This window comes from Arthrobacter sp. TmtSoilC79 (assembly GCF_059739405.1).
In genome coordinates this window covers 3,977,877-4,002,283 of record NZ_AP046051.1, presented here as the reverse complement: position 1 = coordinate 4,002,283, position 24,407 = coordinate 3,977,877, and the positions used below count along the sequence as shown (strand labels likewise).

22 protein-coding genes are annotated in these 24,407 nt (G+C 63.9%); 9 read left to right on the top strand and 13 right to left on the bottom strand.

Going from position 1 to position 24,407, the window contains the following annotated elements:
• Positions 1 to 25 precede the first annotated feature (25 nt).
• Positions 26 to 1,738: a sensor histidine kinase gene (locus AC6JA3_RS18285; protein ID WP_347783602.1), complete on the top strand. Its 1,713-nt coding sequence runs from the start codon at positions 26 to 28 to the stop codon at positions 1,736 to 1,738.
• Positions 1,735 to 2,403 (top strand): response regulator, encoded by a 669-nt coding sequence (locus AC6JA3_RS18280; protein WP_026541857.1) that lies wholly within the window; start codon positions 1,735 to 1,737, stop codon positions 2,401 to 2,403. The genes AC6JA3_RS18285 and AC6JA3_RS18280 overlap by 4 nt, the downstream gene beginning before the upstream one ends.
• A gap of 95 nt (positions 2,404 to 2,498) precedes the next feature.
• Here the strand turns inward: AC6JA3_RS18280 and AC6JA3_RS18275 are convergent, their stop codons facing one another.
• From AC6JA3_RS18275 to AC6JA3_RS18245, 7 genes are all read right to left on the bottom strand, one after another.
• On the bottom strand, positions 2,499 to 3,182 hold the full coding sequence (locus AC6JA3_RS18275) for an NADPH-dependent F420 reductase (RefSeq protein WP_238324926.1): 684 nt from the start codon (positions 3,180 to 3,182) through the stop codon (positions 2,499 to 2,501).
• A gap of 88 nt (positions 3,183 to 3,270) precedes the next feature.
• On the bottom strand, positions 3,271 to 3,747 hold the full coding sequence (locus AC6JA3_RS18270; RefSeq protein WP_026541859.1) for a heme-degrading domain-containing protein: 477 nt from the start codon (positions 3,745 to 3,747) through the stop codon (positions 3,271 to 3,273).
• Complete coding sequence (locus tag AC6JA3_RS18265) at positions 3,744 to 4,781, bottom strand: Gfo/Idh/MocA family protein (RefSeq protein ID WP_026541860.1); 1,038 nt, start codon at positions 4,779 to 4,781, stop codon at positions 3,744 to 3,746. The genes AC6JA3_RS18270 and AC6JA3_RS18265 overlap by 4 nt, the downstream gene beginning before the upstream one ends.
• 4 nt (positions 4,782 to 4,785) lie before the next feature.
• Positions 4,786 to 5,787 (bottom strand): sugar phosphate isomerase/epimerase family protein, encoded by a 1,002-nt coding sequence (locus AC6JA3_RS18260; RefSeq protein ID WP_026541861.1) that lies wholly within the window; start codon positions 5,785 to 5,787, stop codon positions 4,786 to 4,788.
• 1 nt (position 5,788) lies between these two features.
• Complete coding sequence (locus AC6JA3_RS18255) at positions 5,789 to 6,952, bottom strand: Gfo/Idh/MocA family protein (protein ID WP_026541862.1); 1,164 nt, start codon at positions 6,950 to 6,952, stop codon at positions 5,789 to 5,791.
• 14 nt (positions 6,953 to 6,966) lie between these two features.
• On the bottom strand, positions 6,967 to 8,088 hold the full coding sequence (locus AC6JA3_RS18250) for a Gfo/Idh/MocA family protein (RefSeq protein ID WP_026541863.1): 1,122 nt from the start codon (positions 8,086 to 8,088) through the stop codon (positions 6,967 to 6,969).
• A complete protein-coding gene (locus AC6JA3_RS18245) occupies positions 8,085 to 8,891 on the bottom strand; it encodes a sugar phosphate isomerase/epimerase family protein (protein ID WP_026541864.1) in 807 nt (268 codons plus the stop codon). Before AC6JA3_RS18245 ends, AC6JA3_RS18250 begins: the two co-directional genes overlap by 4 nt.
• A 221-nt stretch (positions 8,892 to 9,112) precedes the next feature.
• On the opposite strand from AC6JA3_RS18245, the gene AC6JA3_RS18240 reads away from it, so the two are divergent.
• Positions 9,113 to 10,330, top strand: a complete 1,218-nt coding sequence (locus tag AC6JA3_RS18240) for an ROK family transcriptional regulator (protein WP_026541865.1) — start codon at positions 9,113 to 9,115, stop codon at positions 10,328 to 10,330.
• An 85-nt stretch (positions 10,331 to 10,415) separates the two neighbouring features.
• A complete protein-coding gene (locus AC6JA3_RS18235; protein ID WP_026541866.1) occupies positions 10,416 to 11,609 on the top strand; it encodes an MFS transporter in 1,194 nt (397 codons plus the stop codon).
• A 416-nt stretch (positions 11,610 to 12,025) separates the two neighbouring features.
• Here the strand turns inward: AC6JA3_RS18235 and AC6JA3_RS18230 are convergent, their stop codons facing one another.
• The 3 genes from AC6JA3_RS18230 to aceA all read right to left on the bottom strand — a co-directional run bounded on the left by AC6JA3_RS18230 (position 12,026) and on the right by aceA (position 15,971).
• Positions 12,026 to 12,295 (bottom strand): hypothetical protein, encoded by a 270-nt coding sequence (locus tag AC6JA3_RS18230; RefSeq protein WP_497920439.1) that lies wholly within the window; start codon positions 12,293 to 12,295, stop codon positions 12,026 to 12,028.
• 300 nt (positions 12,296 to 12,595) lie between these two features.
• The gene (aceB, locus tag AC6JA3_RS18225) at positions 12,596 to 14,248 is read right to left on the bottom strand and encodes a malate synthase A (RefSeq protein WP_026541867.1); all 1,653 of its coding nucleotides are present in this window, start codon (positions 14,246 to 14,248) and stop codon (positions 12,596 to 12,598) included.
• Positions 14,249 to 14,639: 391 nt separating this feature from the next.
• Positions 14,640 to 15,971, bottom strand: coding sequence for an isocitrate lyase (gene aceA, locus AC6JA3_RS18220; protein WP_026541868.1), 1,332 nt, complete (start codon positions 15,969 to 15,971; stop codon positions 14,640 to 14,642).
• A 144-nt stretch (positions 15,972 to 16,115) separates the two neighbouring features.
• On the opposite strand from aceA, the gene AC6JA3_RS18215 reads away from it, so the two are divergent.
• On the top strand, positions 16,116 to 17,630 hold the full coding sequence (locus tag AC6JA3_RS18215; protein ID WP_026541869.1) for an XRE family transcriptional regulator: 1,515 nt from the start codon (positions 16,116 to 16,118) through the stop codon (positions 17,628 to 17,630).
• A 130-nt stretch (positions 17,631 to 17,760) separates the two neighbouring features.
• Positions 17,761 to 18,552 (top strand): NAD-dependent epimerase/dehydratase family protein, encoded by a 792-nt coding sequence (locus AC6JA3_RS18210; protein ID WP_035761051.1) that lies wholly within the window; start codon positions 17,761 to 17,763, stop codon positions 18,550 to 18,552.
• Positions 18,553 to 18,599: 47 nt separating this feature from the next.
• Here AC6JA3_RS18210 and AC6JA3_RS18205 read toward each other — a convergent pair whose 3' ends face one another.
• Entirely contained in the window at positions 18,600 to 20,381 is a 1,782-nt protein-coding gene (locus AC6JA3_RS18205; protein WP_035761043.1) for a 2-isopropylmalate synthase, read from the bottom strand.
• A gap of 186 nt (positions 20,382 to 20,567) precedes the next feature.
• Here AC6JA3_RS18205 and AC6JA3_RS18200 point away from each other — a divergent pair, with 186 nt between their 5' ends.
• Entirely contained in the window at positions 20,568 to 21,236 is a 669-nt protein-coding gene (locus AC6JA3_RS18200) for a FadR/GntR family transcriptional regulator (RefSeq protein ID WP_026541871.1), read from the top strand.
• A 49-nt stretch (positions 21,237 to 21,285) separates the two neighbouring features.
• A complete protein-coding gene (locus AC6JA3_RS18195; RefSeq protein ID WP_026541872.1) occupies positions 21,286 to 21,597 on the top strand; it encodes a DUF1272 domain-containing protein in 312 nt (103 codons plus the stop codon).
• 24 nt (positions 21,598 to 21,621) lie between these two features.
• Here the strand turns inward: AC6JA3_RS18195 and AC6JA3_RS18190 are convergent, their stop codons facing one another.
• Complete coding sequence (locus AC6JA3_RS18190) at positions 21,622 to 22,236, bottom strand: TetR/AcrR family transcriptional regulator (protein WP_026541873.1); 615 nt, start codon at positions 22,234 to 22,236, stop codon at positions 21,622 to 21,624.
• A 300-nt stretch (positions 22,237 to 22,536) separates the two neighbouring features.
• Here AC6JA3_RS18190 and AC6JA3_RS18185 point away from each other — a divergent pair, with 300 nt between their 5' ends.
• Positions 22,537 to 23,466 (top strand): cytochrome b/b6 domain-containing protein, encoded by a 930-nt coding sequence (locus AC6JA3_RS18185; RefSeq protein ID WP_026541874.1) that lies wholly within the window; start codon positions 22,537 to 22,539, stop codon positions 23,464 to 23,466.
• 65 nt (positions 23,467 to 23,531) lie between these two features.
• On the opposite strand, the gene AC6JA3_RS18180 is transcribed toward AC6JA3_RS18185, so the two are convergent.
• Positions 23,532 to 24,368, bottom strand: coding sequence for a hydroxymethylpyrimidine/phosphomethylpyrimidine kinase (locus tag AC6JA3_RS18180; RefSeq protein ID WP_026541875.1), 837 nt, complete (start codon positions 24,366 to 24,368; stop codon positions 23,532 to 23,534).
• Positions 24,369 to 24,407: the final 39 nt, after the last annotated feature.

Below are 24,407 nucleotides of genomic sequence, written 5' to 3'. Positions count from 1 at the left end.
GACCCGACTGTCTCGAAGAAGAGGCATGTCCCTGGCCGGGCAATACCTGGTGCTGCAGTTGCTCATTGTCCTGGCCGTTCTGGTGGCAGTGGTAGCGATCTCCCTGGCCCAGTCGGCCGCCGCCTTCGAACGGACCGAAGGCCGCCGGGCATTGTCCGCGGCAGAAGCGCTGGGGAACAACCCCACCGTGCGAGCGCTGCTGCCCACCGCCGAACCACGCGGCGGATCGGCGCTGCCCGCCGTGGCCGAATCGGTCAGGACGGTCTCCGGTTCAGCGCACGTTGCGCTCGCAAAACTGGACGGAACCGTGATCACGGCCTCGGATCCGGGACTGATCGGCCGGCCCTTGCCGCTGGGGGAGAGCAGGGTCATGGAAGGACGGGCCTGGACCGGAGTCCTCAACGGCAGCAACGGGGCAGTCCTTTCGGCCCACGTGCCGGTCATTGACGATTCCGGAAACATGATCGGCATCGCCTCCATCAGCCGCAACTACCCCTCCACACTGGAAAGACTCGGCGATGCCGTCCCAAACCTCCTCACCTACCTTGGTGTGGCCAGCATCCTGGGAGTGGCCGGCTCCCTGCTGTTGTCGCGGCGCGTCAAACGGCAGACCCTGGGTATGGAACCGCGCGAAATCACGGGCCTGGTTGAAAACAGGGAAGCAATGCTGCAGGGCTTGAAGGAAGGCGTGGTGGCCCTGGACCCCCACGAACGGATCACCGTGGCGAACCAGAGCGCCCGCCAACTGCTCGGGTTGCCCGCCGACTGCGTCGGAAAGAAACTCCGTTCCCTTCACGTGGACCCGGCGTTGAAAACCGTCCTCACCCGCGAACAATCAGACCCGGACCAACTGGTACTTGTCGGGGAACGGCTGGTGGTCATGAACAGGGTGGCACTGCACTCCCACGGACGGGACATTGGCTCCGTGACAACACTGAGGGACCGGACGGAGCTGTCCTCGTTGGAAAGCGAACTCGGTGCCACCCGCACTGTCACGGACACCTTGCGGGCCCAAGCACACGAGTTCGCCAACCAACTCCACGTCATCTCCGGCCTCATCCAAATTGGCGAATACGACTCCGTGGTTCAATTCGTCAACGGCGCCACCGTGGACCGCACCCGGCTCAGCGACGACGTCACCAGCCGCATCGAAGACCCGGCGCTCGCCGCCCTCCTCATCGCCAAAGCCAGCCTCGCCGCTGAGCGCGGCGTTGAGCTGCAGTTGGATCCGCAGTCCGCCCTACCCCGGGTGGATGAGGAATTGTCCCGTGACGTCACCACCGTGGTGGGCAACCTGGTGGACAACGCGTTCGACGCCGTGACTGGCCGCGCCGGGGCTTTGGTCCGGGTGCTGGTGGTCGACTCGCACGACGGCGTTACGGTCACCGTCCGCGACAACGGGCCTGGAGTCCCTTCCGGGGCAACGGAGGAGATCTTCCGGCAGGGTTTTTCCACCAAAGACCCCGGGCCCGGCGATGCAAGGGGCTTTGGGTTGGCGTTGTCGCGCGTGATCTGCCGGCGCTCCGGAGGCGGGCTGACCTTCTCCAACGACAACGGGGCAGTGTTCACTGCGCGGTTCAGGAAGGCGGATCCGGGCCCGGCCGACCCAGGCAGGACCGGCGCAGGCAACACGGGTCCAGGCAAGGCCGGCGCAACCGGTCCAGGCACGACCGGTCCAGGGGCAACCGGTCCAGCCACGAAAGACAGGAATTCCAACAAAGGGGCAACGCAGCCGTGATCAAGGTACTGATTGTCGATGACGACTTCATGGTGGCCAAGGTCCACGCCGGATTCATTCAACGGACACCCGGCTTCGGAGTGGTAGGGGTTGCCCACACGGGCGCCCAGGCACTGATCGAAACCCGGCGGCTCCAGCCTGACTTGGTGCTGCTGGACATCCATTTGCCCGATATCAACGGGTTGGAACTCATGCACCAACTGCGCGACGTTGCTCCGGACCTGGACGTTCTGGTTATCAGCGCCGCCCGGGAGGTGGAAACCGTGCGCAAGGCGCTGCGCGGCGGAATCGTCCACTACCTGATCAAGCCGTTTTCGCAGTCCGACCTGCAGGAACGGTTGCAGCACTACCTCAGCGCCTACCAAGGCCTGGATGCGTCCAAGGTAGAGGCGGAGCAATCGGATGTGAACCGCGTCTTCGGGCTGGGCATTTCCGAGCGGACCCTGCCCAAGGGGTGCAGCGTGGAGACACTGGAACTGGTGGAATCGGCGCTGAAATCAGCGCCCGGTGACCTCTCAGCTGCTGAGCTCGCAGAGCAACTTGGCACCTCGCGCGTCAGTGCCCGGCGCTACCTTGAGTACCTCCACGACGAAGGTGCGCTGGAGGTCAGGCTCAAGTACGGCGTCGGGCGTCCTGAAAGGCGATACGTCCTGAAGGGGCGGTGAGCTGTTGGTGACAACAAAACGACTGAAGCGGACGACGCCGGGTGGGAACCCGGCGTCGTCCGCTTCAGTTGTCTTTGGGTGCTTCCAGGCGCGCGTTACTTGGTGACCAGGAGGCCGGTGTCCCAGTTGAAGTCCTCGAAGGCCGGGTTGGCCTGCATGGTCATCAGGACGAACTGGAAGCCCTCAAGTTCACGAGCCCGCTTCAGGGGTCCGACCACCAGGGGACGCATGCCGCCCGCGCTGACCAAGCCGCTGACGGCGGCCGTTGCTGCGTCGTCATCGCCCGCGATGAATACGTCCAAGGGCTTGCCCCCGGACTCACCGGCAACCAGGGTGCCGGCGAATGTGGTGTTGAAAGCCTTCACAACGTGGGAGCCGGATGGGGCGAGCTGGGCGATTTCCTCGGCGGCCGACGTGCCGGGCTCTACCACGAGGGAATCGAATGTCTCGAAGTTCACCGGGTTGGTGATGTCAACAATCGTCTTGCCGGCAAGGGCTTCGCCGTAGGTGGAGACGATGGTCTTGGCGGCGTCGAAAGGAACCGCGAGAACCACGATGTCTCCTTGCGGAGCCGCCGCAGTGGTACCGGAGGTGACGCGGGCGCCCAATTCAGCGGCCAGTTCCTGGGCCTTGATGGGGTCCTGTCCGAGAATCTCCACAGTGAGGCCGCCTGCGAGACCGCGGGTGGCGATGCCACGTGCCATGTTGCCGTTACCGATGATGGTCAGGTTGGTCATGGGAGTCTTCTTTCCGAGGATGCGGGCGAGGAAATTTTTCATGGAGTCTGCTCTGCTGTGGTTGTTTGTTGAAGCTACAACTAAATATAGATGCAGAAGCTTGAACTGTCAAGTAAAAGTCCCTGTAAGCCTAAGCTCCCACGGTCTTCAGGTAATTCCGGATCCCGTCCACCACCATTTGGTGGTCCTCGTCAGAGCTCAGCCCGGACACGGTGATGGCCCCGACCACGCCGGCCCCACGAACACGGACGGGAAAAGAACCTCCGGCCAATGTGTAGTCCTCGTGGGCTAGCCAACCGCCGCCCAGTGGGCTGTGCCCGCGGACCGAGAACTCCTCGGACAACAAGGCCGTGCTGTGCTCGAACCTCAGTACGGACGCGGATTTCCGGCGGATCCACTCTTCCTGGTCCGCCGTGGCGCCGGGAAGGACGCACCGAAAGAGCACGAGGTTGTGCCGGCGGATATCGATCGCCACGCCGAACCCTGACGAGATCGCATGGTTCGCGATCAAGGAGCCCAAACGCCAGGCGTCGTGGTGGTCGAAGGAAGCGAAAACCAGCTCTTCCTCCTGCTGCTTCAGCTCGGCGATGCGCGGGGAGTCAGTCATTGTGGGCCTCCTTCAGAGCCTGCTTCTTCAGAGTCAGCGGCGTAGCGGAGCCCAATCTGCTGACGGATTTCGTCCATGGCCGCCATGATGGCCACGGTTTCACCCGGCGGCAGGATGGTGCCCGCAGTGGAACCGGCCCGGATCAGACGCTCCAACTCGGCAGCCTGGTACTGCATGCCCCGGCTGTTGACCGGTTGCTCGTAACGCTCCACAACGGTGCCGTCGACGGCGAAAACCGTGAAGGGCACCGGGTTGTACCAGGTGTGTTCAATGTCGATCCACCCGTCGGTTCCGATGACCATGGCACGGTTGGCGCTGGCGGCGTCGAGTTCGCAATCGACAATCGCCTGGGCACCGTTGGGGTACTCAAAGACGGCCGCCGTTTGGCGGTCAACGCCTGTGGCAGACATCGAGGCGCTGGCCTTGATCGACGCCGGCGTACCCAGGATGTCGAAGGCAAAGGAGATCGGGTAAATACCCAGGTCCAGCAGTGCGCCGCCGCCCAGTGCCGGATCATTCAGCCGGTGGGCGGGGTCCTTGGGGAGGCTTTGGTTGTGGGTGGCCACCACCTTGCGCACTTCACCAATGGTTCCGGCCGCGATGATCTCACGGATGCGGATCATGTGGGGAAGGAACCTGGTCCACATCGCTTCCAGGACCACCAGCCCCTTGGACCCGGCCAGGTCAACGATCTCCTGTGCCTCGCGGGCGTTCATGGTGAACGACTTCTCCACCAGTACGTGTTTGCCGGCGTTCAAGGCCAGCAGGGCATTCGCGTGGTGGAACGGGTGTGGCGTGGCCACGTACACAACGTCAACCATGGGGTCGGCGACCAGGTCCTCATAGCTGCCGTGGGCGGTGGCCACGCCGTACTCCCCAGCAAACGACCCACTCGACTCCAACGAGCGCGACCCCACGGCTTGGACCGTGAAACCGTTCTCCTTCAAATCCTTGGCCTGGAGCCCGGCAATGAATCCCGTGCCGAGGATGCCCCAGCGGATGGTGCCGTCGGAGGTGCCGTTGCTGAGGGTCACGTGTCTAGTCCTTGCTGCTGAACGCGGCGTCGAAGGAGGTTTGCGACGCCGGGAAATCGAACTTCTTCAGTGCGGCCAGGGCTTCGGGGGCCCCGTGGAGCCGGTCCATTCTTGCGTCCTCCCATTCTATGGAGATAGGGCCGTCGTAGCCGATGGCGGTGAGGGCCCGGAAGGACGATTCCCACGGAACGTCGCCGCGTCCTGCGGAGACGAAGTCCCAGCCGCGTCGGGGATCGCCCCACGGCAGGTGGGAACCCATCACGGTGTTGCGGCCGGTGGGGCGGAGCTTGGTGTCCTTGCAGTCCACATGGTAAATCCGGTCCTTGAAGTCCCAGATGAAGGACACGGGGTCGATGCCCTGCCACATAAAGTGGGAAGGATCCCAGTTCAAGCCGAACGCAGGACGATGGCCGATCGCTTCGAGGGTCCGGACGGTGGTCCAGTAGTCGTAGGCGATTTCGGAGGGGTGGACTTCGTGGGCGAAGCGGACACCGCATTCGTCGAAGACATCCAGGATGGGGTTCCAGCGGTCGGCGAAGTCCTGGTAACCGGCGTCGATGACCTTTTCCGGTACCGGCGGGAACATGGCGACGTACTGCCAGATGGAGGAACCGGTGAACCCGACGACGGTATCCACCCCGAGCGCTTTGGCGAGGCGGGCCGTGTGCTTCATTTCCTCGGCGGCGCGCTGGCGGACGCCTTCAGGATCGCCGTCGCCCCACACCTTGGAACCAACAATGGCTTCATGGCGGAAGTCGATGGGGTCATCGCAAACTGCCTGGCCCTTGAGGTGGTTGGAAATGGCCCAAACCTTCAGGTTGTACTTCTCCAGGACGGCGAGCTTGGATTCGACGTAGCCGGGCTCATCCCAACGCCAGGCGTCCAAATGGTCTCCGGAGACGGCGATTTCCAGGCCGTCATATCCCCAGCCGGAAGCCAGCCGTGCGACTTCCTCGAACGGGAGGTCGGCCCACTGGCCGGTGAACAGGGTATACGGGCGGGGCATGTCAGGCTCCTTCAAGAACGGATGCGTTGAGCTGGATCAGTGAGCTGTTTGCGGCTGCGGACTCTTCCACAGCGGCCAGGATGTGCTGGACGTTCAGGCCCTCTTCAAACGACGGCGACGGCGACTCGCCGGCCGCGATCGCGGTGAGGAAGTCCCGGATCTGATGCGTGAACGTGTGCTCCCAGCCGATGATGTGTCCCTGAGGCCACCACGCGCCCAAGTACGGGTGCTCGGGTTCGTTGACCAGGATCCGCCGGAAACCCTGTTCGCGGACGGGCACTGTGGTGTCCAGGAAGTTCAGTTCGTTCAGGTTCTCGAGGTCAAAGGTCAGCGCACCGAGCGAACCGTAGATTTCGAGCCGGAGGGAGTTCTTTTGGCCCGTCGCTACCCGGGAGGCTTCCACCGAAGCGATTGCCCCGGAGGCGAGCGAGAGGTTGACCCAGGCGGCGTCGTCGACCGTGACATCCTCTGGACCTTCTGCGCCGGGGCGCTGGTCCACGAAGGTGCGCAGGCGGCCCGAAACCTCCGTGACGTCATCACCCAGAAGGTAGAGAATCTGGTCGATGGCATGCGAGGCGATGTCGCCCAAGGCTCCGGAGCCCGCGGTTTCCTTGCGGAGGCGCCAGCTCATAGGGGATTCGGGGTCGGTCAACCAATCCTGCAGATAAGCGGCGCGGATGTGGCGGATGGTGCCGAGGCGGCCTTCGGAAATGAGTTCGCGTGCCAACGCCAAGGCCGGAACCCGCCGGTAGTTGAAGCCGATCATGGACTGAACACCGCGGGACCGGGCCTTCGCGGCGGCTGCGGTCATCAACTCGGCTTCACCCAAAGTGTTGGCCAGCGGCTTCTCCACGAGCACGTGCTTGCCGGCTTCCAACGCCGCGATGGCGATTTCGGCGTGCATCCAGCCCGGTGCGCAGATGTCGATGATGTGGATGTCGTCCCGTTCGATCACCGACCGCCAGTCGGTTGCCGATTCTGCCCAGCCGTACTTGGCGGCCGCTTCAGCAACGGCGTCTGCGTCCCGGCCAACAAGCACTTTCTGTTCGAAGGCCGGGACGTCGAAGAAACTGGCGACGTTCCGCCATGCGTTCGAGTGGGCCTTGCCCATGAACGCGTAGCCGATTGCCGCAACACCCAGCGGGGTGTTTCCAGAGGTAGTCATAGTGTTCCCCGCCCCTACAGGGTCGCCGTTTCGGGCGCCCAGTCCTCGGGGAGGGCGGCGGAGGTGGGAGCGTTGCTGGTGACATCCACGAAAGTGCCTGATTCCACGGACTCGGTGATGGAGACCATGCTGTCCAGCACGTGGTAGGCGAGGTCACCTGTGGCGCGGTGGGCCGTACCTGCGCGGAGAGCGCGGGCCATGTCCAGCACGCCCAGGCCGCGGCCATTGGCTGGCCCGGTGGCAGGGATGATTTCGGGTTCTTCCGCGCCCGGCCGCCAGAGTTTCAGGTCGCCGTCGAAATAGTTCGGGTCCGGAAGGGACAGGGTTGCTTCGGAGCCGGTGATTTCGACGAAGCCCATGCGCTGGCGCGGCGACTCGAAGGAGAAGACGCTGTGGCTGGACTGGCCGCCTTCGAACTGCGCCATCGCGGAGACGTGCGTGGGGACCTCGACGGCGAATTCCTCGCCGGCCTTGGGCCCGGAACCGATGATGCGGGTTGCTTTGGCGGAGGACCCGACAGCGGCCACCTTGCGGATGGAGCCGAAGGTCTGGATCAGTGCGGTGAGGTAGTACGGGCCCATGTCGAACAGGGGACCGGCGCCGTGCTGGAACAGGAAGGCCGGGTTCGGGTGCCAGGATTCCGGGCCGGGGGTCTGGAACGTGGTCATGCCGGTCAGCGGGGTGCCGATGTCCCCGCGTTCGATGATGCGGCGTGCGGTTTGCAGCCCGGCACCGAGGAACGTATCCGGGGCGGTGCCGAGGCGGATGCCGGCGGCGTCGGCTGCTTTGAGCAGACCGAGCCCGGATTCGCGGTCCAGGGAGAAGGGCTTCTCTGTCCAGACGTGCTTGCCGGCGCTGACCGCGGCCGTGGCCACCTCGACGTGGGCTGCCGGGATGGTCAGGTTCACGATGAGTTCGACGTCGGGATGGTTCAGTGCCAGCTCGGGCGTACCGAATTCGGCGATCCCGTATTCCTTGGCACGGGCTTCGGCGGCCTCGACAAAGAGGTCCGCGATGACCAGGACTTTCAGGTCCGGGAAGACCGTGAGGTTGTCCAGGTACTGCTTGGAGATGTTGCCCGCACCGATGACGGCAACCCCTACGGGGCCTTTGCGGGTTGACGGTGCGTAGCTCATGCCTGCGCTCCTTCTGCTGCTTCTGTGCTTGCTGCGTCGGCGCTGGCTGGGTCTTTGCCGGCCGCGTCGGCGCTGGCCGCGGCGGTCAGGTAGGCCAGGCTCTGGGTGATGCCTTCGAAGATATCGCCGGAGTAGTCATCGAACTCCACCACTCCTACCTCCAGGGACTTCGCTGCGGCGATCACGTCCAGGACAGGGATGCTGCCCTGTCCGGCGGGCTGCTGGGCCTTGGTGTCGGTGGTGGCCGGGCCGTCCTTGATGTGGATGAGTTTCACGCGGTCGCCCAAGCGGGCCAGGAGCTCCACGGGGTCCTGGCCTCCCACGGCAACCCAGTAGGTGTCGACTTCCAGGACCAGTTCCGGATCCAGCAGACCCTCGAAGTATTCCAGGGCGGTCTTGCCCTCAATGGTGGACTCCAGCTCCCAGGCGTGGTTGTGGTAGCCGACGCGGATGCCGTACCCGGCACCCTTCTTCGCTGCAGCATTGAGCTTGGCGGCGGTGGCCTGGATGTCCTCGGCGGACTGCCAGTGCTCTGCCGGAAGGAACGGATCGATCACCGTGGTGATGCCCAGTTCCTTGGCTGCGGCGAAGATCTCGTCCTGGTCCTGGGACAGCAGCGGGGCGTGTCCGGACGGCGCGGTCAGGCCGTTCTCCTTCAACGCCGCGCCGAGCTCCTTGGCCGTGGCCACGAAGTTATACGGCTCCACCTGCGTGAAGCCGATCTCGGCCACCTTCTTGATGGTTCCCGGCAGGTCCTCCCCGATGGCATCGCGGAGGGTGTACAGCTGAAGTGAGTAAGACATTCGGGTTCCTTTTCGGGAGTGGGTATTTCCGGCAGATCAGGGACTTGGCGCCAGTCTAGTGAGCGCCCTATCAGGGAGCCACCGATTCCACCCATGAATGGGCTGGTCATGCACTCATTTCAGCCTAGAGGGACTTTTGCCGAGCGTCCAGCAAAAGTTACGATAATTCCGACAAACTTCCACTGGGTGACATGCATAAGCAATCATGCTTCACTAATTGGATGACTACGACTGCCGGATCTGACGCCGGAAACAGCTCCGCGCCAGAAGCCGGTAATCTCTCGCGGGCCGGGAATCTCTTCCAGCTTCTCCGCGACGGCAAAGCCCGTACCCGCGCCGAGCTCGCCGAAACCACCGGACTTGCCCGCTCCACGGTGGCTTCCCGCATCGATGCCCTCATTGCTTCTGGCCTCGTGGGCCCGGCAGGTGAGGCCTCCTCCAGTGGCGGCAGGCCGCCGTCGCGCTTTGCGTTCAAACCCGCCGCGCGGGTCGTCCTGGCCGTCGACGTCGGAGCCACCCACGTGATTGTCGCCGTCACCGACCTCGGGGGCAGCGTCCTCGCCGAGCGGCGTTTGGCGCAGGAAGTTGCCGAAGGGCCGGGCGCAGTCCTCAGCCGGGTGGTAGCTGCCGGCCGTGAACTCCTGGCCGAAGCCGGGCGCGAACCCGGCGACCTCGCCGGCATCGGAATCGGACTCCCGGGGCCCGTGGAGCACGATACCGGGAGGCCCGTGAAGCCGCCCATCATGCCGGGCTGGGACGGATTCGACGTCGTGTCGTACGTTCAGCAGTCCCTCGACGTCCCTGTCCTGGTGGACAACGACGTCAACATCATGGCCCTCGGCGAGCGCACCGCCTACTGGCCGGACAATCGGAATTTCGTGTTCGTCAAAGTCGCCACGGGGATCGGTGCCGGGATCATCAGCAGCGGTCAACTGCAGCGTGGAGCCAACGGCACAGCCGGTGACCTCGGGCACGTGCGCGTCCCCCGCGGCGACGACGTCCTCTGCCGATGCGGCAACCATGGGTGCCTTGAGGCGCTGGCCTCAGGGCCCGCCGTCGCGCGTCACCTCCAGTCCCAAGGGCTGGAAGCGTCCACCGGCGCCGATGTCCTGCGACTTGTCGGCGACGGCAACCTGCAGGCGATCCAGGCGCTCAGGCAAGCCGGCCGCGATGTCGGCGACGTACTGGCCACGGTAGTCAACCTGCTGAACCCGTCCGTGATCATCATCGGCGGCAGCGTGGGGGAGGCCGGTGAACACCTGGTGGCCGGCATCCGCGAAGTGGTCTATCGGAGGTCCTTGCCGCTGGCCACCACCCACCTGCGCATCAGTATTTCCATGGCCGGTGACCGCGCCGCCATCCTCGGTGCCAGCCAGATGGTCACCCAGCATGTCCTGTCGCCGGCAGTGATTGAGGCCACGCTCCAAGCAGCGGGCTAAGGGTTGCTCGATGCCCGTTGGCGGGTAGCGCCGTGATAGCAATGAAAGTGATGAAAACGCTTCCTGCCCCGCATCGGTCCATCCGGTGAGCCAGTTCCTCGCGAAAATTCCACGCGGTTGGCTGATTCTTGCGTGCATCGGCCTCATAGCGCTGAACATGCGTGGTCCCTTTGTAGCGGTGGCCCCCGTGGTCGATTCACTGCAGCAGGACCTTGGATTCTCGCCTGTTGAACTCGGCCTGCTGACCGGCATTCCTGTGCTGTGTTTCTCCCTCGCTTCTCCGTTGGCTTCGCTGGCGGGGCGCCGGTTCGGGGCCGAATTCGCCGTGATGCTGACCTTGCTTGGCGTGCTGGCAGGAGTGGTGGTCCGCTCCAGTGGGGGTGGGGCATCGGTCATGGTGGGCACGGTGGTCATTGGCGTGGCCATCACCATCGGGAACATCGCGGTGCCGCTGATCATCCGGCGCGACTTCGCCCCGCGGCGCCAGGCCACGGCCATGGGCGTCTATACGGCTGCGCTCAACATTGGATCATTCCTGACCTCCGTGGTCACCGCACCCTTGGCTGACCTGGTGGGCTGGCGGCTTGCCCTTGCGGCCAGTGCCCTGCTTGCGTTGGCCGCGATCCTTTTTTGGGTGCCAACCGTGGGTGCGCGGCGGGCGTTTGTTCCCCGTGCGGTTCCCGCTCCACCGGCCTCGTTGTCCGGACCGGTTGCGGGGGTGCGCTGGCTGACAGTCGGCCTGACCCTCGGTTTCGCCGGGCAGGCCTTCTCCTACTACGGCGTCACCGCCTGGCTGCCCAGTTTCCTGTCCGATGAACTCGCCATGGGCACCGCCGACGCCGGTGCCGGCTCCTCGCTGTTCCAGATCTTCGCCATTGTGGGCGGCCTGGGCGTGCCGCTCCTGGCCCGTTTCGCCAGTACGACGGCGGTGGCGTTCACCTTGAGCGCGCTGTGGCTGACGGTTCCCGTTGGTTTGTTGCTGGCACCTTCATGGTGGTGGCTGTGGTCTTCGCTGGGCGGAGTTGCCCAGGGCGGCGGCATCACGGTGATTTTCATTGCCATCATCAAGTTCGCCCAGTCCCAGGCCGCAGCCGGGAAGATGTCCGCCGTGGTGCAGGGGGTGGGCTACTGCTTCGCTGCGCTGGCACCCACGGTTGTTGGGTTCGTGCACAGTGTGACCGACGGCTGGACTGTGCCGCTGCTCGTGATCCTCGGTTCGGTGCTCATGTTCTGCGTGTGCACCACGTTGTCCGTGCGATGGGTGGCCCGACAGCGGTAGGGGTGCGGGTCGGTGGGCTGTCTGCGCGAGGTGGGTGAGCCGGCTGCGCGCGTGGGGGCCGTCGTCGTGCGCTTCCTGCTTCCTTGGCCCTCGATTCGGGGGTTCCCTGCTGGGTGTGCCGTGCGCAGGGCATGGTGTGCAGCGGGGCATCGAGGTCGCGGGTGGTCCGTGGTCCGGTGGGTCTGCCCTCGCGTTCGCATCTTCGCGGGTAGCTGTGGGCAGCGGGCCGGCTGAGCCGAGGCTGGTCCCTGGCGTCTGGTCCCTGGTTTCTTCGCCGATTCGGGGGTTCCCTGCAGAACGTGCCGTGCGCACGGCATGGTGTGCAGCGGGGCATCGAAGCGGTGGCTGGTCGGTGGCCCTGGGCAGGTCTGCCCTCGCGTTCCCGTCTTCGTGGGTAGCTGCGGGCAGCGGGCCGTCTAAGCCGAGGCTGGTCCCTGGCGTCTGGTCCCTGGTTTCTTCGCCGATTCGGGGGTTCCCTGCAGAACGTGCCGTGCGCAGGGCATGGTGTGCAGCGGGGCATCGAGGTCGCGGGTGGTCCGTGGTCCGGTGGTGGAGTCTGCCCTCGCGTTCGCATCTTCGCGGGTAGCTGTGGGCAGCGGGCCGTCTGAGCCGAGGCTGGTCCCTGGCGTCTGGTCCCTGGTTTCTTCGCCGATTCGGGGGTTCCCTGCAGAACGTGCCGTGCGCACGGCATGGTGTGCAGCGAGGCATCGAGGTGGCGGGTGGTCCGTGGTCCCTGGGTGGGGTCGTCGTGCGCTTCCTGCTTCCTTGGCCCTTGATTCGGGGGTTCCCTGCTGGGTGTGCCGTGCGCACGGCATGGTGTGCAGCGGGGCATCGAAGTGGTGCGGGCGGGAGCAGGGGTCAGTGCGGGCTGGGCATGGGTAAGCCCCGTTGCTGGGCTGCCTCCCCGGCGGTCGGGGTCACTTGTTGCGAAGAGTGCAGGCAGCCCAGCGTCGGGGCTTGTTTGTGTCGCTTTCTGGTCACTGGACCTAGGCGGCGACGAGTTCCTCCTCCGTGGCCTCTTCACGGGCCTCGGTGAGGAAACGGGCGTAGGCGGGGATGGTCAGGAAGGTGGGGAATTCTTCGGCCAGGGTGACTTCTTCAAAGATGGCGCGGGCATCCGCGAACCGGTCTCCGTCAAAGCGTTCCAGCCGGGCGTATTCCTCGTCCAACATGTCCTCCACCCATTCGCGGGTGATGATGTCGCCGTGGTCAGTGATGGCGTGGGCGTGGATCCACTGCCACAGCTGGGAGCGGGAGATCTCCGCGGTGGCGGCGTCTTCCATGAGGTTGTGGATGGCCACGGCCCCGTTGCCCCGCAGCCAGGACTCGATGTAGCGGATGCCTACCTCAATGTTCAGGCGGACCCCACCCTCGGTGATGGTTCCCTCAGTGCTGGCGATGTCGATCAGCGCGCGGTCATCCGGGGTGACGTCCTCGCGGGAACGGTCCAGCTGGTTGGGGCGGTTTCCGAGAACTGAGTCAAAAACTTCCCGGCATACCGGCACCAGATCCGGGTGGGCCACCCACGAACCGTCAAAGCCGTCGTTGGCCTCGCGGGTCTTGTCCGCACGAACCTTCTCGAACGAAGCAGTGTTGGCGGCCTCGTCCTTCCGGTTGGGAACAGCTGCTGCCATGCCCCCAATAGCCATGGCACCACGTCGGTGGCAGGCCCTGACCAGCTGCTCGGTGTATGCGCGCATGAACGGCTGGGTCATGGTCACCTGGCCGCGGTCCGGGAGAACAAAACGGGGTCCGCGGGTACGGAAATTCTTGATCAGAGAGAAGATGTAGTCCCAGCGGCCGGCGTTCAAACCCGCGGCGTGGTCACGGAGTTCATACAGGATCTCTTCCATCTCGAACGCCGCCGTGATGGTTTCGATCAGCACGGTGGCGCGGATGGTGCCCTGCGGGATGCCCAAGAGATCCTGCGCCAGGACGAAGATGTCATTCCACAGCCGGGCTTCGAGGTGGTTCTCGATCTTCGGCAGGTAGAAGTACGGGCCCTTACCCTGGGCCAGCAGGCGGCGGGCGTTGTGGAAGAAGAACAAACCGAAGTCCACGATTCCTCCGGCGATCGGCTTGCCATCCACGAGCATGTGCTTCTCCGGCAAGTGCCAGCCACGCGGACGAACCACAATGGTGGGCAGGTCCTCTGCGGCCTTGAGCTTGTACTCCTTGCCCTCAGGAGAGGTGAAATCGATGCGGCGCTCCAAAGCGTCAGTCAGGTTCAGCTGACCCTGGATCACGTTCCGCCACGTCGGCGTGGAGGAGTCTTCCATGTCAGCGAGCCAGACCTTCGCCCCCGAGTTCAGGGCGTTGATGGTCATCTTCTTATCCACCGGACCCGTGATCTCCACGCGGCGGTCCTCCAAACCCGGAGCCGGGGGAGCCACGCGCCACGACGGGTCATTCCGGATGCCCTCGGTTTCGGGGCGGAACCGGGGATCCTGGCCACCGGAAATCTGGTTGCGGCGGGCGTGCCGTGCCTGCATCAGCTCCTGACGACGATCAGCCGTAGCCCGGTGCAACTTGCCAATGAACTCAAGGGCGTCCGGCGTCAAGACCTCGTTCTGCCGGCAAATGGGCTGCGCGGTGATGGTGATGCCGTTGATAGTGAAGTTGTCAGTGAAGCTGTTCATTTCAATCTCTCCTATGAGAAGCAAAAGTTCGACGGCGGTGCCGCGTCGGGCTGGGGGTCACCTGGGGTGCCGGAGTGGGTAATCCTCCGCGTGCTATTCCCCATCCCGCCCGCTTGGCCTCGCAGAGCTCGGCCGGCGTCCGGGACAGGGCCCCTTTTACGCACGCTTCCGGATCACCCAACCCGGCAGTCGGTATGGTCCGGAAGGCGCGATCCGCACGAGGCCGGAGGGCCGGTAATGCGGCAGCCTGCGTAAAGGGGCCCTATATCCGCCCTCGACCGAGTTCTACGAGGTCAAAGGGCGGATCTGGGGATAGCAGGCAGAGCGTTGCCGGTCCGTAGGCCGGAGGTGATAACCGCGGCCAGCGAGGGCAAGGCGCCGTCGGAAGTGGTTAGTGGAACTGGCCTTCTTCGGTGGATCCCACCAGGGCCAGGGTGGATGCGTTCGGGTTGAGCGCGGTGGCGATGTCGTCGAAGTAGCCGGTACCGACTTCGCGTTGGTGCTTGGTGGCGGTGTAGCCGCGGGACTCGGAGGCGAATTCCTTTTCCTGGAGTTCGACGTAGGCGCTCATGCCTTCACGGGCGTATCCGTGGGCGAGATCAAACATCGAGTAGTTCAGGGCGTGGAAGCCGGCCAGGGTGATGAACTGGAACGTGAAGCCCATGGCACCGAGTTCGCGCTGGAACTTGGCGATGGTGGTGTCGTCCAGGTGCTTGCGCCAGTTGAAGGACGGGGAGCAGTTGTAGGAGAGCATCTGGTCCGGGAAGTCGGCTTTGACCGATTCGGCGAACTTGCGTGCCAGTTCCAGATCCGGGGTTCCGGTCTCCATCCAGATGAGGTCGGAGTAAGGTGCGTAGGCCTTGGCACGGGCGATGCAGGGTTCGATGCCGTTGCGGACCTTGTAGAAGCCTTCAGCAGTGCGAACCGGTTGTCCACCTTCGCGGAGGATGAATTCCTGGTCGCGCTCGTCAACGTCCGAGGTGATCAGGGTTGCTGCTTCGGCGTCGGTACGGGCGATGACCACGGTGGGGGTGTCGGCGACATCGGCTGCCAGACGGGCTGCGTTCAGGGTCCGGATGTGCTGCTGGGTGGGAATCAGGACCTTGCCGCCGAGGTGGCCGCACTTCTTCTCAGATGCGAGCTGGTCTTCCCAGTGAACACCCGAGGCGCCGGCTGTGATCATGGATTTCATGAGTTCGTAGGCGTTCAGCGGGCCACCGAAGCCGGCTTCGGCGTCGGCGACGATCGGGACCAACCAGTCCTCAACAGTCTTGACGCCCTCTGCATATTCGATCTGGTCTGCGCGGAGCAGGGCGTTGTTGATGCGACGGACAACCTGGGGGACCGAGTTGGCCGGGTACAGGGACTGGTCCGGGTAGGTCTGGCCCGAGAGGTTGGCGTCTGCGGCCACCTGCCAGCCGGAGAGGTAGATGGCGCGGAGACCCGCTTTGACCTGCTGCACTGCCTGGTTTCCGGTCAGTGCACCCAAAGCGTTGGTGTAGCCACCGTTGGGTGCTTCTTCGGTGAGCTGCTTCCAGAGCTTCTCCGAACCGCGCCGGGCCAGGGTGTGCTCTTCGGAGACGCGACCGCGGAGGCGGACGACGTCGGTGGCCGAGTAATCACGGGTGACGCCTTCCCAACGCGGGTTGGCAGACCATTCAAGTTCCAGCGCTGCGGCCTGCTGCTCTGCGGACTGCTCTGCGGGTACAAATGATGCGGTCATTTTTATCTCCTATGTGGTGCCCGGGCCGGCCTCCGCTGCGCCGTTGCTGCGTCGGCCGGCTTGTCCGGGATCTGTATTTCTTTTTCGTAAGTCCTACTTTTCTGCACTTCCAAGAGGGTTACTAGAGGAAAACTATGGAAAGAAATGCACTTCTTCGCGTATTCTCAAGAAATGTCGCCTGTGAGCTGGAATCGCGAAGTAGCATCGCCGTCGTTGTCCGCTGCGTCCCCTGAACTGGACGTCATCAGCCTTGGCCGCCGCGTGCGCCATCTTCGCAAGCAGGCCGGGCTGACGCTGGACGACTTGAGTGCCGCCGTCGGGACCGCGCCAAGCCAGCTGAGCCTGATCGAAAACGGTAAGCGCGAACCAAAATTGGGGCTGCTTCAGCAGCTCGCTGCGTCACTGAACGTGACCATCGATCAGCTGCTCGGAGCGGAGCCGCCGAGCCGCAGGGCCGCGCTGGAAATCGAGCTGGAACGGTACCAGCGCGGGCCGCTGTACGAATCCCTCAACCTCCCCAAAATCCGCATCAGCTCGCGGCTTCCGCTCGATGTGCTCGAGTCGCAGGTGGGGCTGCTCCAGGAGCTCGAACGCAAACTTAATGAGCAAGTCGCGACGCCGGAGGAGGCCCGCCGCGCGAACGGCGAGTTGCGTGCCATGATGCGTGAGCGCGGTAACTATTTCCCCGAGTATGAGGCCGAGGCGCAGAAGGTCCTCAAAGGGGTGGGCTACACCACCGGTCCGCTCAGCCAGCACGTCATTGCGGACATCGCCGAGAACCTTGGATTCTCCCTGCACCATGTGGGCGATTTGCCGCACTCCACCCGGTCCGTAACTGATTTGAAGAACCGCAGAATTTACCTGACGCAGAACCAGCGCCAGGATCACGATCCCCGCTCAGTGCTCCTCCAGGCTCTGGGCCACTACGTCCTGGGGCACGAAACCCCGCGCAACTACGGGGATTTCCTGGCGCAGCGGGTGGCCACCAATTACTTTGCCGCGGCCCTGCTGCTGCCTGAGCAGGCCACGGTGGAGTTCCTGCAGAAAGCCAAGGCCGCCAAGGAAATTGCCGTGGAAGATATCCGGGATGCCTTCGCGGTGTCCTACGAAACTGCCGCGCACCGTTTCACGAATCTCGCCACCAAACACCTGGGCATCACCACGCATTTCCAGAAGACCCACCAGTCCGGCATCATCTACAAGGCCTACGAGAACGACGGCGTGACCTTCCCCCAGGACCACACCGGTGCGATTGAGGGGCAGCCGTCGTGCAAAGCGTGGACCTCGCGCGCGGTGTTCGACGTGCCGGACAAGTTCAGCGCCTACAGCCAGTACACGGACACGCCATCGGGCACTTACTGGTGCACGGCGCGGACGGAGCGCTCCGCTGCCGGGGAATTCTCGTTGAGCATCGGAGTGCCGTACCAGCACGTGAAATGGTTCCGCGGCCGGGAAACCACGGCCCGGGCAACCTCCAACTGCCCGGACCCGAACTGCTGCAAGCGTCCGCCGAAGTCCTTGGCCAATGAATGGGCCGGTAACGCCTGGCCCTCCGCGCGCGCACATTCGCACCTGCTTGCCGCGATGCCTCCGGGCGCGTTCCCCGGCGTGGACGAGACCGAGGTGTACTCCTTCCTGGCCGCCCACTCCGAGCGCTGACCCCGTCGCTCTCTCACATCCCCCGCGCTCGAGTGCAACGCTCGCTCACATCCCCCGCGCTCGAGTGAGACGCTCCTTCACGCGGAATGTCCAACCGGTACTGCGCATGAAGCCGCAGTACGGTTGGAGCATGCTTGATGTTGCGGGGAGTCGCTGGGTAGTCACGGGTGCTGCTGGAACGATCGGCGCTGCCCTTCGCACTGCCCTTTCCGAACTGAGGGTTGACTTGGTATCCACTGATATTCGCCCGGTGTTGCCGGCTGGCCCACATGATGAAATCGTGACGGCGGATCTCAGCGAGCTGGGTTTGTTGGAGGAAATGTTCACGGGCGCAGATGGTGTGATCCACCTCGGCGGGATCCCGGATGAGGCGGACTTTCACGACCTGGCAGAGGTGAACATCGTCGGTACCTACCATGTTCTTGAGGCTGCCCGGCGAGCTGGTGTGTCCCGTGTGGTCTACGCCAGCAGCAACCGCCTGACCGGTATGTATCCAGCCGGCGTCGCCGTCTCACCTGGGATGCCGCCCCGGCCGGATGGCTTCTATGGAGTGTCGAAGGTGGCCGGCGAAGCTCTCTGCCGACTGTACGCGGACAAATTCGGGATGAGCACCATCGCGGTGCGCATTGGCAGCTACGAGGTCCGGCCAGGATCCGCGCGTGAGCAGCGGACCTGGCTTAGCCCATCAGACGCGGTCCGGGCGTTCCTCGCCGCAATGACGACAACCGAACACGCAGCCGTCTTCTATGCAGTGTCCGCGAACACCGACCGGTGGTGGGACCTAAAGGCCGGATACGACGTCGGGTTCCTCCCCGAAGACGATGCCGCCCAATGGGCAGTGCGGGAGGACTTCGATCCCGGCGTGCCTCAGGGCGGGGACTACGCGACCAAGGATTATTCGATCCGGAAGATGCGCCGGTAGCCGGCGCGAAACCGGGTAGGGGACCGGGCAGTGCCTTTGCCTCTGTTTCATGAGGCGGCGACGGCGGCCGAGCTGGAAGCTGCCGATATCACGGCCTTCACGCTCGCCGTCAGGATGGAGCGATCTTTGCCTGCCGCCCAGCGTGTGCCTTGAGCATCGCGGTACTCCATGAGTGTCAGGGCCTCGCTGTCGGCGCCGGCCGTGAGGGAAGTTTGGTGCAGCGAAAGGACATCGATCGGGATTCCATGTTCGCCGAGCAGCTGAGTGACCACCTCCACTGGGCCGATGGTGTCGTAGCTGCCGCTCCGCTGGATGCCGTCGATGAGGACGCTGACGCGTGTAGTGGTCTTGTTGTTTTCACTCAGGGATCCGAGGTCGAGTAATTCGATGACGTCGGTGCCCGGGTTCAGATAGTTGTCTTCGAAGAGTTCCAGCAGCGTTGCCGCGTTGATTTCGAGTCCGGTGCTGTCGGCGTGCTCCTGTACGCGTCGGGCGAAATCAATCTGCAAGCGGCGCGGCAGTTCGATGCCATAGTCCGTTTCGAGCAGATAGGCGATGCCGCCTTTGCCGGATTGGGAGTTGACGCGGATGACGGCGTCGTAGCTGCGGCCGATGTCGGCCGGGTCGATCGGCAGGTAGGGCACCCGCCATTCCAGCCCGCCTTCGGGACGCCCCTCATCAGCCGCCCGTGCACGGTGCTCGGCGAAGCCCTTCTTGATCGCGTCCTGGTGGGTTCCGCTGAACGCGGTGTGCACCAAGTCGCCCACGTAGGGGTGGCGTGGGTGGATTTCGAGGCGGTTGCTGTACTCGACCGTGCGGCGAATCTCGTCGATGTCGGAGAAATCGATCATCGGATCGATGCCTTGGGCATGCAGGTTCAGGGCAAGCGTGGCGATATCAACGTTACCGGTGCGCTCTCCGTTGCCGAAGATGCAGCCCTCCACCCGTTGGGCGCCGGCAAGTATGGCCAGTTCGGCGCAGGCGATGCCGGTGCCTCGGTCGTTGTGCGGATGTACGGAGAGGATCACAGCGTCCCGGCGGGCGAGGCGCTTGTGCATGTACTCGATCTGATCGGCATAGACGTTCGGTGTCGCGATCTCCACGGTGGCGGGCAGGTTCAGGATCACCGGACGATCGGGGGTCGCCTCCCACAGCTCAGTCATGGCGTCGCAGAGCTCAATGACGTAGTCGGGTTCGGTGAGGTTGAACACCTCGGGGGAGAACTCGAACCGCACGTTAGGCAGGTGCCCGGCGAACTCGAGCACGTCGCGCCCACCGTTCAGGATCAGCTCCCGCAGCTCGTCCCGGTCCTTATCGAGGACCACATCGCGCCAGACGGGTGCGGCGGCCGTGTACATATGGATCACGACCTGGTTGCGGATGCCGCGGATCGATGCGACGGTGCGCTCAATCAGATCGCGCCGGGCTGGGGTGAACACGACGATCGTCACATCCTCGGGCGCGATGTCAGTCTCAGCGATCAGGCGCACGAAGTCGTAGTCGGTCTGCGACGCGGATGGGTAACCGACCTCGATCTCCTTGTAGCCCATCTTCACCATGAGCTCGAAGAAGCGGCGCTTGCGCTCCGGGTCCATCGGTTCGGCCAGGGCCTGGTTGCCGTCACGCAAATCCACGGGTACCCACAACGGCGCCTGAACCAGGCGACGGGTAGGCCAGTCCCGTTCCGTGAGCGGAACCTCCACGCGGGAATAGACATCGCGATAGCGGTGGGATGGCATTTGCGAGGTTCGCTGGCGGTTCCAAAAGGGCGCGACGGCGGGTACTGGCCCGGCGGGGGTGCAAACGCGGGGGAAATCATTGGTGGTCATGACGTGGGTCCTTCTTCATTCGTTGTAGTCCGAAGACCGGCGCGCGTTTCGACTCCACGTCGGGGAGCCGGTCTGGCTATGCCCCGCCGTGGCGGCGAAGAAGAAGAGGTCCGTAAAGCATGGGTTTACGCTAGCACAACTCCTCAGACAAGTAGATAAGTTTGGGGGATAAGGGATGATGGTCCCATGACACAACTGCGCCGCGAACCGCTCGCCGAACAGGCCGCTGAAGCACTTCTGGAACGTATCCGCGGCGGCGAATGGGCACTCGGTCAAAAGCTGCCGGGAGAGACGACGCTCGCTCCGCAGCTCGGCGTAGGCCGGTCCACAATCCGCGAAGCCATACGGCACCTGGCCGGCCGCGGCGTGCTCGCCTCCCGCCAAGGTGCCGGTGTCTTCGTCACGGCGCTCGACGAGCCCGACGATTGGGACCAGGTCCTTCGACGCGCGGACATCGCCGCGGTGATCGAGGCGCGAATCGCGATCGAGGTTGAAGCGTCGGCGCTGGCCGCGGAAAGGCGCACCCCTGCCGACCTCCGGGCCATGAGGCGGGCGGCGGGGGAGCGGGATCTGAACCGCTCGGGCGTGGAGGAACACGTCGACGCGGACACGGTCCTTCACCGCAGCATCATCCTGGCTGCACATAATCCGATCCTCACCGAATTGTTCGACACCTTCACCCCGCGCAGCAGGCAAGCGATGATCGAACTGCTCCGGCGCCGCGGCGAACACGGCAGCGACGCCGATCAACTCACCCACATGCGCATCCTCGATGCGATTACCGGCAGGGATGCGGCAGCGGCAGCCACGCTCACGCGAGAGCATTTGCTCGCGCTCAAGGCAAAACTGCCCTAGTTCTTGCCCGTAGTTTGCCTATCCTGTGCGCGTGCAGCAGTCTTGGCACATGGCCCTTGAACTTCGACCCAATTGCGAATCATGCGATCGGGATTTGCCGCCGGCGTCGCTGGATGCACGGATCTGCACCTACGAGTGCACGTTTTGCGCTGACTGCGTGGATGACCTGCTGCTGAATGTTTGCCCGAACTGCGGTGGCGGGTTCACGCCCCGGCCGATTAGGCCGGCACGGATGTGGCGTGAAGGCTTGTCGCTGGAGAGGCAACCGGCATCTGACGTGCGCCGTGGCCTTTCTTTCAGCATCAGTGAAATCAAGGACTTTGCGGAACGATTGAAAGACATCCCGCCCGCGAACCGCTGACGCGGCAACAAACGGGAGTGGGCCTCAGCGGACCAGCCGGGCCACCAGCACCGCCGCAGCATCCACAACCTCATCGGCCGCACGCTTGGTGGCACTCAACGCAACCTCCTGCCCGGAAACGGTCACGATGTCGGTGATCACAGCGACCGTCAAACGCCCCAGTGTGTCGTCCCGGGTCCCGAGGAGCACGGAATTCTGGCGCACCCATTCACGCCCGCGTTCGCGTCGGAGGAGTTCAAAGCCGGGGGGAGTGTCGCCCTCGATGAATACACGTTCCAGGTCTCTGTGCTTCCAGGTGTACTCGAAGTAGCTGCGGCTGCCCACATTGAACAGCGCCAGGGGATCGTCCTCGCCGCCTTTGCGTGCCTTGGCTACGGCTGCCGCAACAAGCCTTTCGTGCTCGTTCTGGTAGTCATCCCACAGGGCAAGGAAGAGTTCGGTCTTCCCGCCAAAATGGTGATAGAGGCTGCCAACGCTGGAACCTGCGCGGGCCACGATGTCCGAGATGCTCGCATCCGTAAAGCCGTGCTCAACGAACACGGCGGCGGCCGCATCCAGCAGATTGCGTTGGGTAGCGGCGGTCCGGGTCCACTGCCAGGAGCCTGTAGTGGTGGCGGCTTCGGATGTTTTGCGAACCACGCGGGCTCCTCTCGGCGGTAGAACAGACACCGGAGTGTCGACCGGCTATTTTTTGGAATCCTACTCCTGAAAGAATCCACGTAGCCAACATATGGTCTTGACTGACTCATGCAGTACGGGAAATAATTCTGGAAGTCTGTTCTAGAAATACGTATTGCAGCATGTATCCGAATGCTGCGATTTTTGACGTCTGACGCCCCGAAACCCGGGTGCCGTTTTCGCCGTCGGGCTTCAACTGGTTGAATCGCTGTATAGCGCCAACTGGTCGCAGCCAAACAAGCCAGAGAGGAACGCGGCCTGATGTCCGTTTCAAGCAAGTCGTCCGGGATCACGTCGAACAGGTGGTTCAAACCCGTCGCCGTCACCGCAGGAGCTTTGGTGGTGGCACTGATCCTGGTGCTCGTTGCGCAATGGCTCAGGACCCTCCAGCCCGTGCAACAGTTCCTCACTGACTACCCCGGACACTCTGCCGTTCCGGAAGGCACTCCCACCGGATTCCCGGCATGGCTTGGCTGGCAGCACTTCCTTAACATGTTCTTCATCGTCCTGATCATCCGGTCCGGCTGGCAGGTGCGCACCACCACCCGTCCGGCGGCCAACTGGACCCGGAACAACAAGGGACTCATCAAGACCAAAAACCCGCCAACAAAGATCAGCCTGGACCTCTGGTTCCACCTGACCCTGGATGCACTGTGGGTGCTCAACGGCATCATCTTCATAGTGCTGCTCTTCGCCACGGGCCAATGGCTGAGGATCGTTCCCACCAGCTGGGACGTCTTCCCCAACGCTGTCTCTGCGGGCCTGCAATATGCATCGCTGAACTGGCCGGTCGAAAACGGCTGGAACAACTACAACAGCCTCCAGCTCCTGACATACTTCATCACGGTCTTTATCGCCGCCCCGCTGGCCATCATCACCGGCATCCGGATGTCCGGCGCCTGGCCCAAGAAGGCGGCGATCAACAAGTTCTACCCGATCGAACTTGCCCGCAAGGTCCACTTCCCGGTGATGATCTACTTCGTGGCGTTCGTGATTGTCCACGTAACGCTGGTGCTGGCTACCGGCGCGCTGAACAACCTGAACCACATGTACGCCTCCAACAACGACTACAGCTGGTGGGGCTTCGGCATTTTCGCGGCATCCATCGTCTTCACGGCGGCTGCGTGGTTCCTTGCCCGGCCCCTGTTCCTGCGCCCGATCGCCTCGCTCATGGGCAAGGTTTCGCGCTGACAAGGACACAAAACAGCCGCCCCGGAATCACTCCGGGGCGGCTGTTTTCGTTTGAGTTCGAACAGCTAGGACATTGCGCCGCCCTGCCACAGGGCATCGAACGGAGCGCCCGAGGACACGCGGTTTTTGATGCCGGCCGTCACGAAAGCCTTCGCCGTGCGCGCAGCTTCCAGAGGAGTGGCACCCTTGGCCAGCTCCGCCGTCACAGCAGCGGCCAACGAGCAACCAGCGCCGGACACGGCAACTTCGCCCACCTTCGGAGCGCGCAGGACTTCCAGCGTTTCGCCGTCGTAGTAAACGTCGACGGCGTCGGGGCCTTCCAGCCGCACCCCGCCTTTGGCCAGGACTGCTGCGCCGCTGATCTCGTGGATGCGGATGGCGGCGGCTTTCAGGGATTCTTCGTCAGTAATGGTCAGGCCCGAAAGCGACTCGGCCTCGAAGTGGTTCGGGGTAACGAACGTAGCCAGCGGCAATATCTGCGCCTTCAACGCCTGGTCCGTGTCCAGTGCGTGGCCGGGTTCCTGGCCCTTGCAGATCAGGACGGGGTCCAGGACCACGTTGGCAAACGAGCCAGCGGCGAGGGCCTTCTCCACGGTGCTGATGGTTGCCGGGCTTCCGAGCATGCCGATCTTCACTGTATCCAGCACTGACGGTGCGCCCGAAGCGGCACCATAGGCCGCCGTCGTGGCTTCCAATTGGTCGGCGATAACTTGCTGGTCTACCGGCACAAAGCGGTGGTTCCAGTTGTCCTTCGGGTTGAAGGAAACAATGCAGGTGAGGTTCGCGATGCCGAACACTCCGAGTTCCTGGAAGGTTTTGAGGTCGGCCTGCGCGCCGGCGCCACCGGTCGCTTCGGAGCCGGCGATGGTCAGGGCAATGGCAGGGGCAACGGCTGAAGTCATGTCCTCCATTTTGCCATTCGCGCGGCCCCGTGCCGATTT

Coding starts and splice junctions, on each gene's coding strand:
- AC6JA3_RS18285 (WP_347783602.1), top strand. CDS start 26: ATGTCCCTGGCCGGGCAATACCTGGTGCTGCAGTTGCTCATTGTCCTG.
- AC6JA3_RS18275 (WP_238324926.1), bottom strand. CDS start 3,182: ATGAAAAATTTCCTCGCCCGCATCCTCGGAAAGAAGACTCCCATGACC.
- AC6JA3_RS18270 (WP_026541859.1), bottom strand. CDS start 3,747: ATGACTGACTCCCCGCGCATCGCCGAGCTGAAGCAGCAGGAGGAAGAG.
- AC6JA3_RS18260 (WP_026541861.1), bottom strand. CDS start 5,787: ATGCCCCGCCCGTATACCCTGTTCACCGGCCAGTGGGCCGACCTCCCG.
- AC6JA3_RS18255 (WP_026541862.1), bottom strand. CDS start 6,952: ATGACTACCTCTGGAAACACCCCGCTGGGTGTTGCGGCAATCGGCTAC.
- AC6JA3_RS18250 (WP_026541863.1), bottom strand. CDS start 8,088: ATGAGCTACGCACCGTCAACCCGCAAAGGCCCCGTAGGGGTTGCCGTC.
- AC6JA3_RS18245 (WP_026541864.1), bottom strand. CDS start 8,891: ATGTCTTACTCACTTCAGCTGTACACCCTCCGCGATGCCATCGGGGAG.
- AC6JA3_RS18240 (WP_026541865.1), top strand. CDS start 9,113: ATGACTACGACTGCCGGATCTGACGCCGGAAACAGCTCCGCGCCAGAA.
- aceB (WP_026541867.1), bottom strand. CDS start 14,248: ATGAACAGCTTCACTGACAACTTCACTATCAACGGCATCACCATCACC.
- aceA (WP_026541868.1), bottom strand. CDS start 15,971: ATGACCGCATCATTTGTACCCGCAGAGCAGTCCGCAGAGCAGCAGGCC.
- AC6JA3_RS18215 (WP_026541869.1), top strand. CDS start 16,116: ATGCACTTCTTCGCGTATTCTCAAGAAATGTCGCCTGTGAGCTGGAAT.
- AC6JA3_RS18210 (WP_035761051.1), top strand. CDS start 17,761: ATGCTTGATGTTGCGGGGAGTCGCTGGGTAGTCACGGGTGCTGCTGGA.
- AC6JA3_RS18205 (WP_035761043.1), bottom strand. CDS start 20,381: ATGACCACCAATGATTTCCCCCGCGTTTGCACCCCCGCCGGGCCAGTA.
- AC6JA3_RS18200 (WP_026541871.1), top strand. CDS start 20,568: ATGACACAACTGCGCCGCGAACCGCTCGCCGAACAGGCCGCTGAAGCA.
- AC6JA3_RS18195 (WP_026541872.1), top strand. CDS start 21,286: ATGGCCCTTGAACTTCGACCCAATTGCGAATCATGCGATCGGGATTTG.
- AC6JA3_RS18185 (WP_026541874.1), top strand. CDS start 22,537: ATGTCCGTTTCAAGCAAGTCGTCCGGGATCACGTCGAACAGGTGGTTC.
- AC6JA3_RS18180 (WP_026541875.1), bottom strand. CDS start 24,368: ATGACTTCAGCCGTTGCCCCTGCCATTGCCCTGACCATCGCCGGCTCC.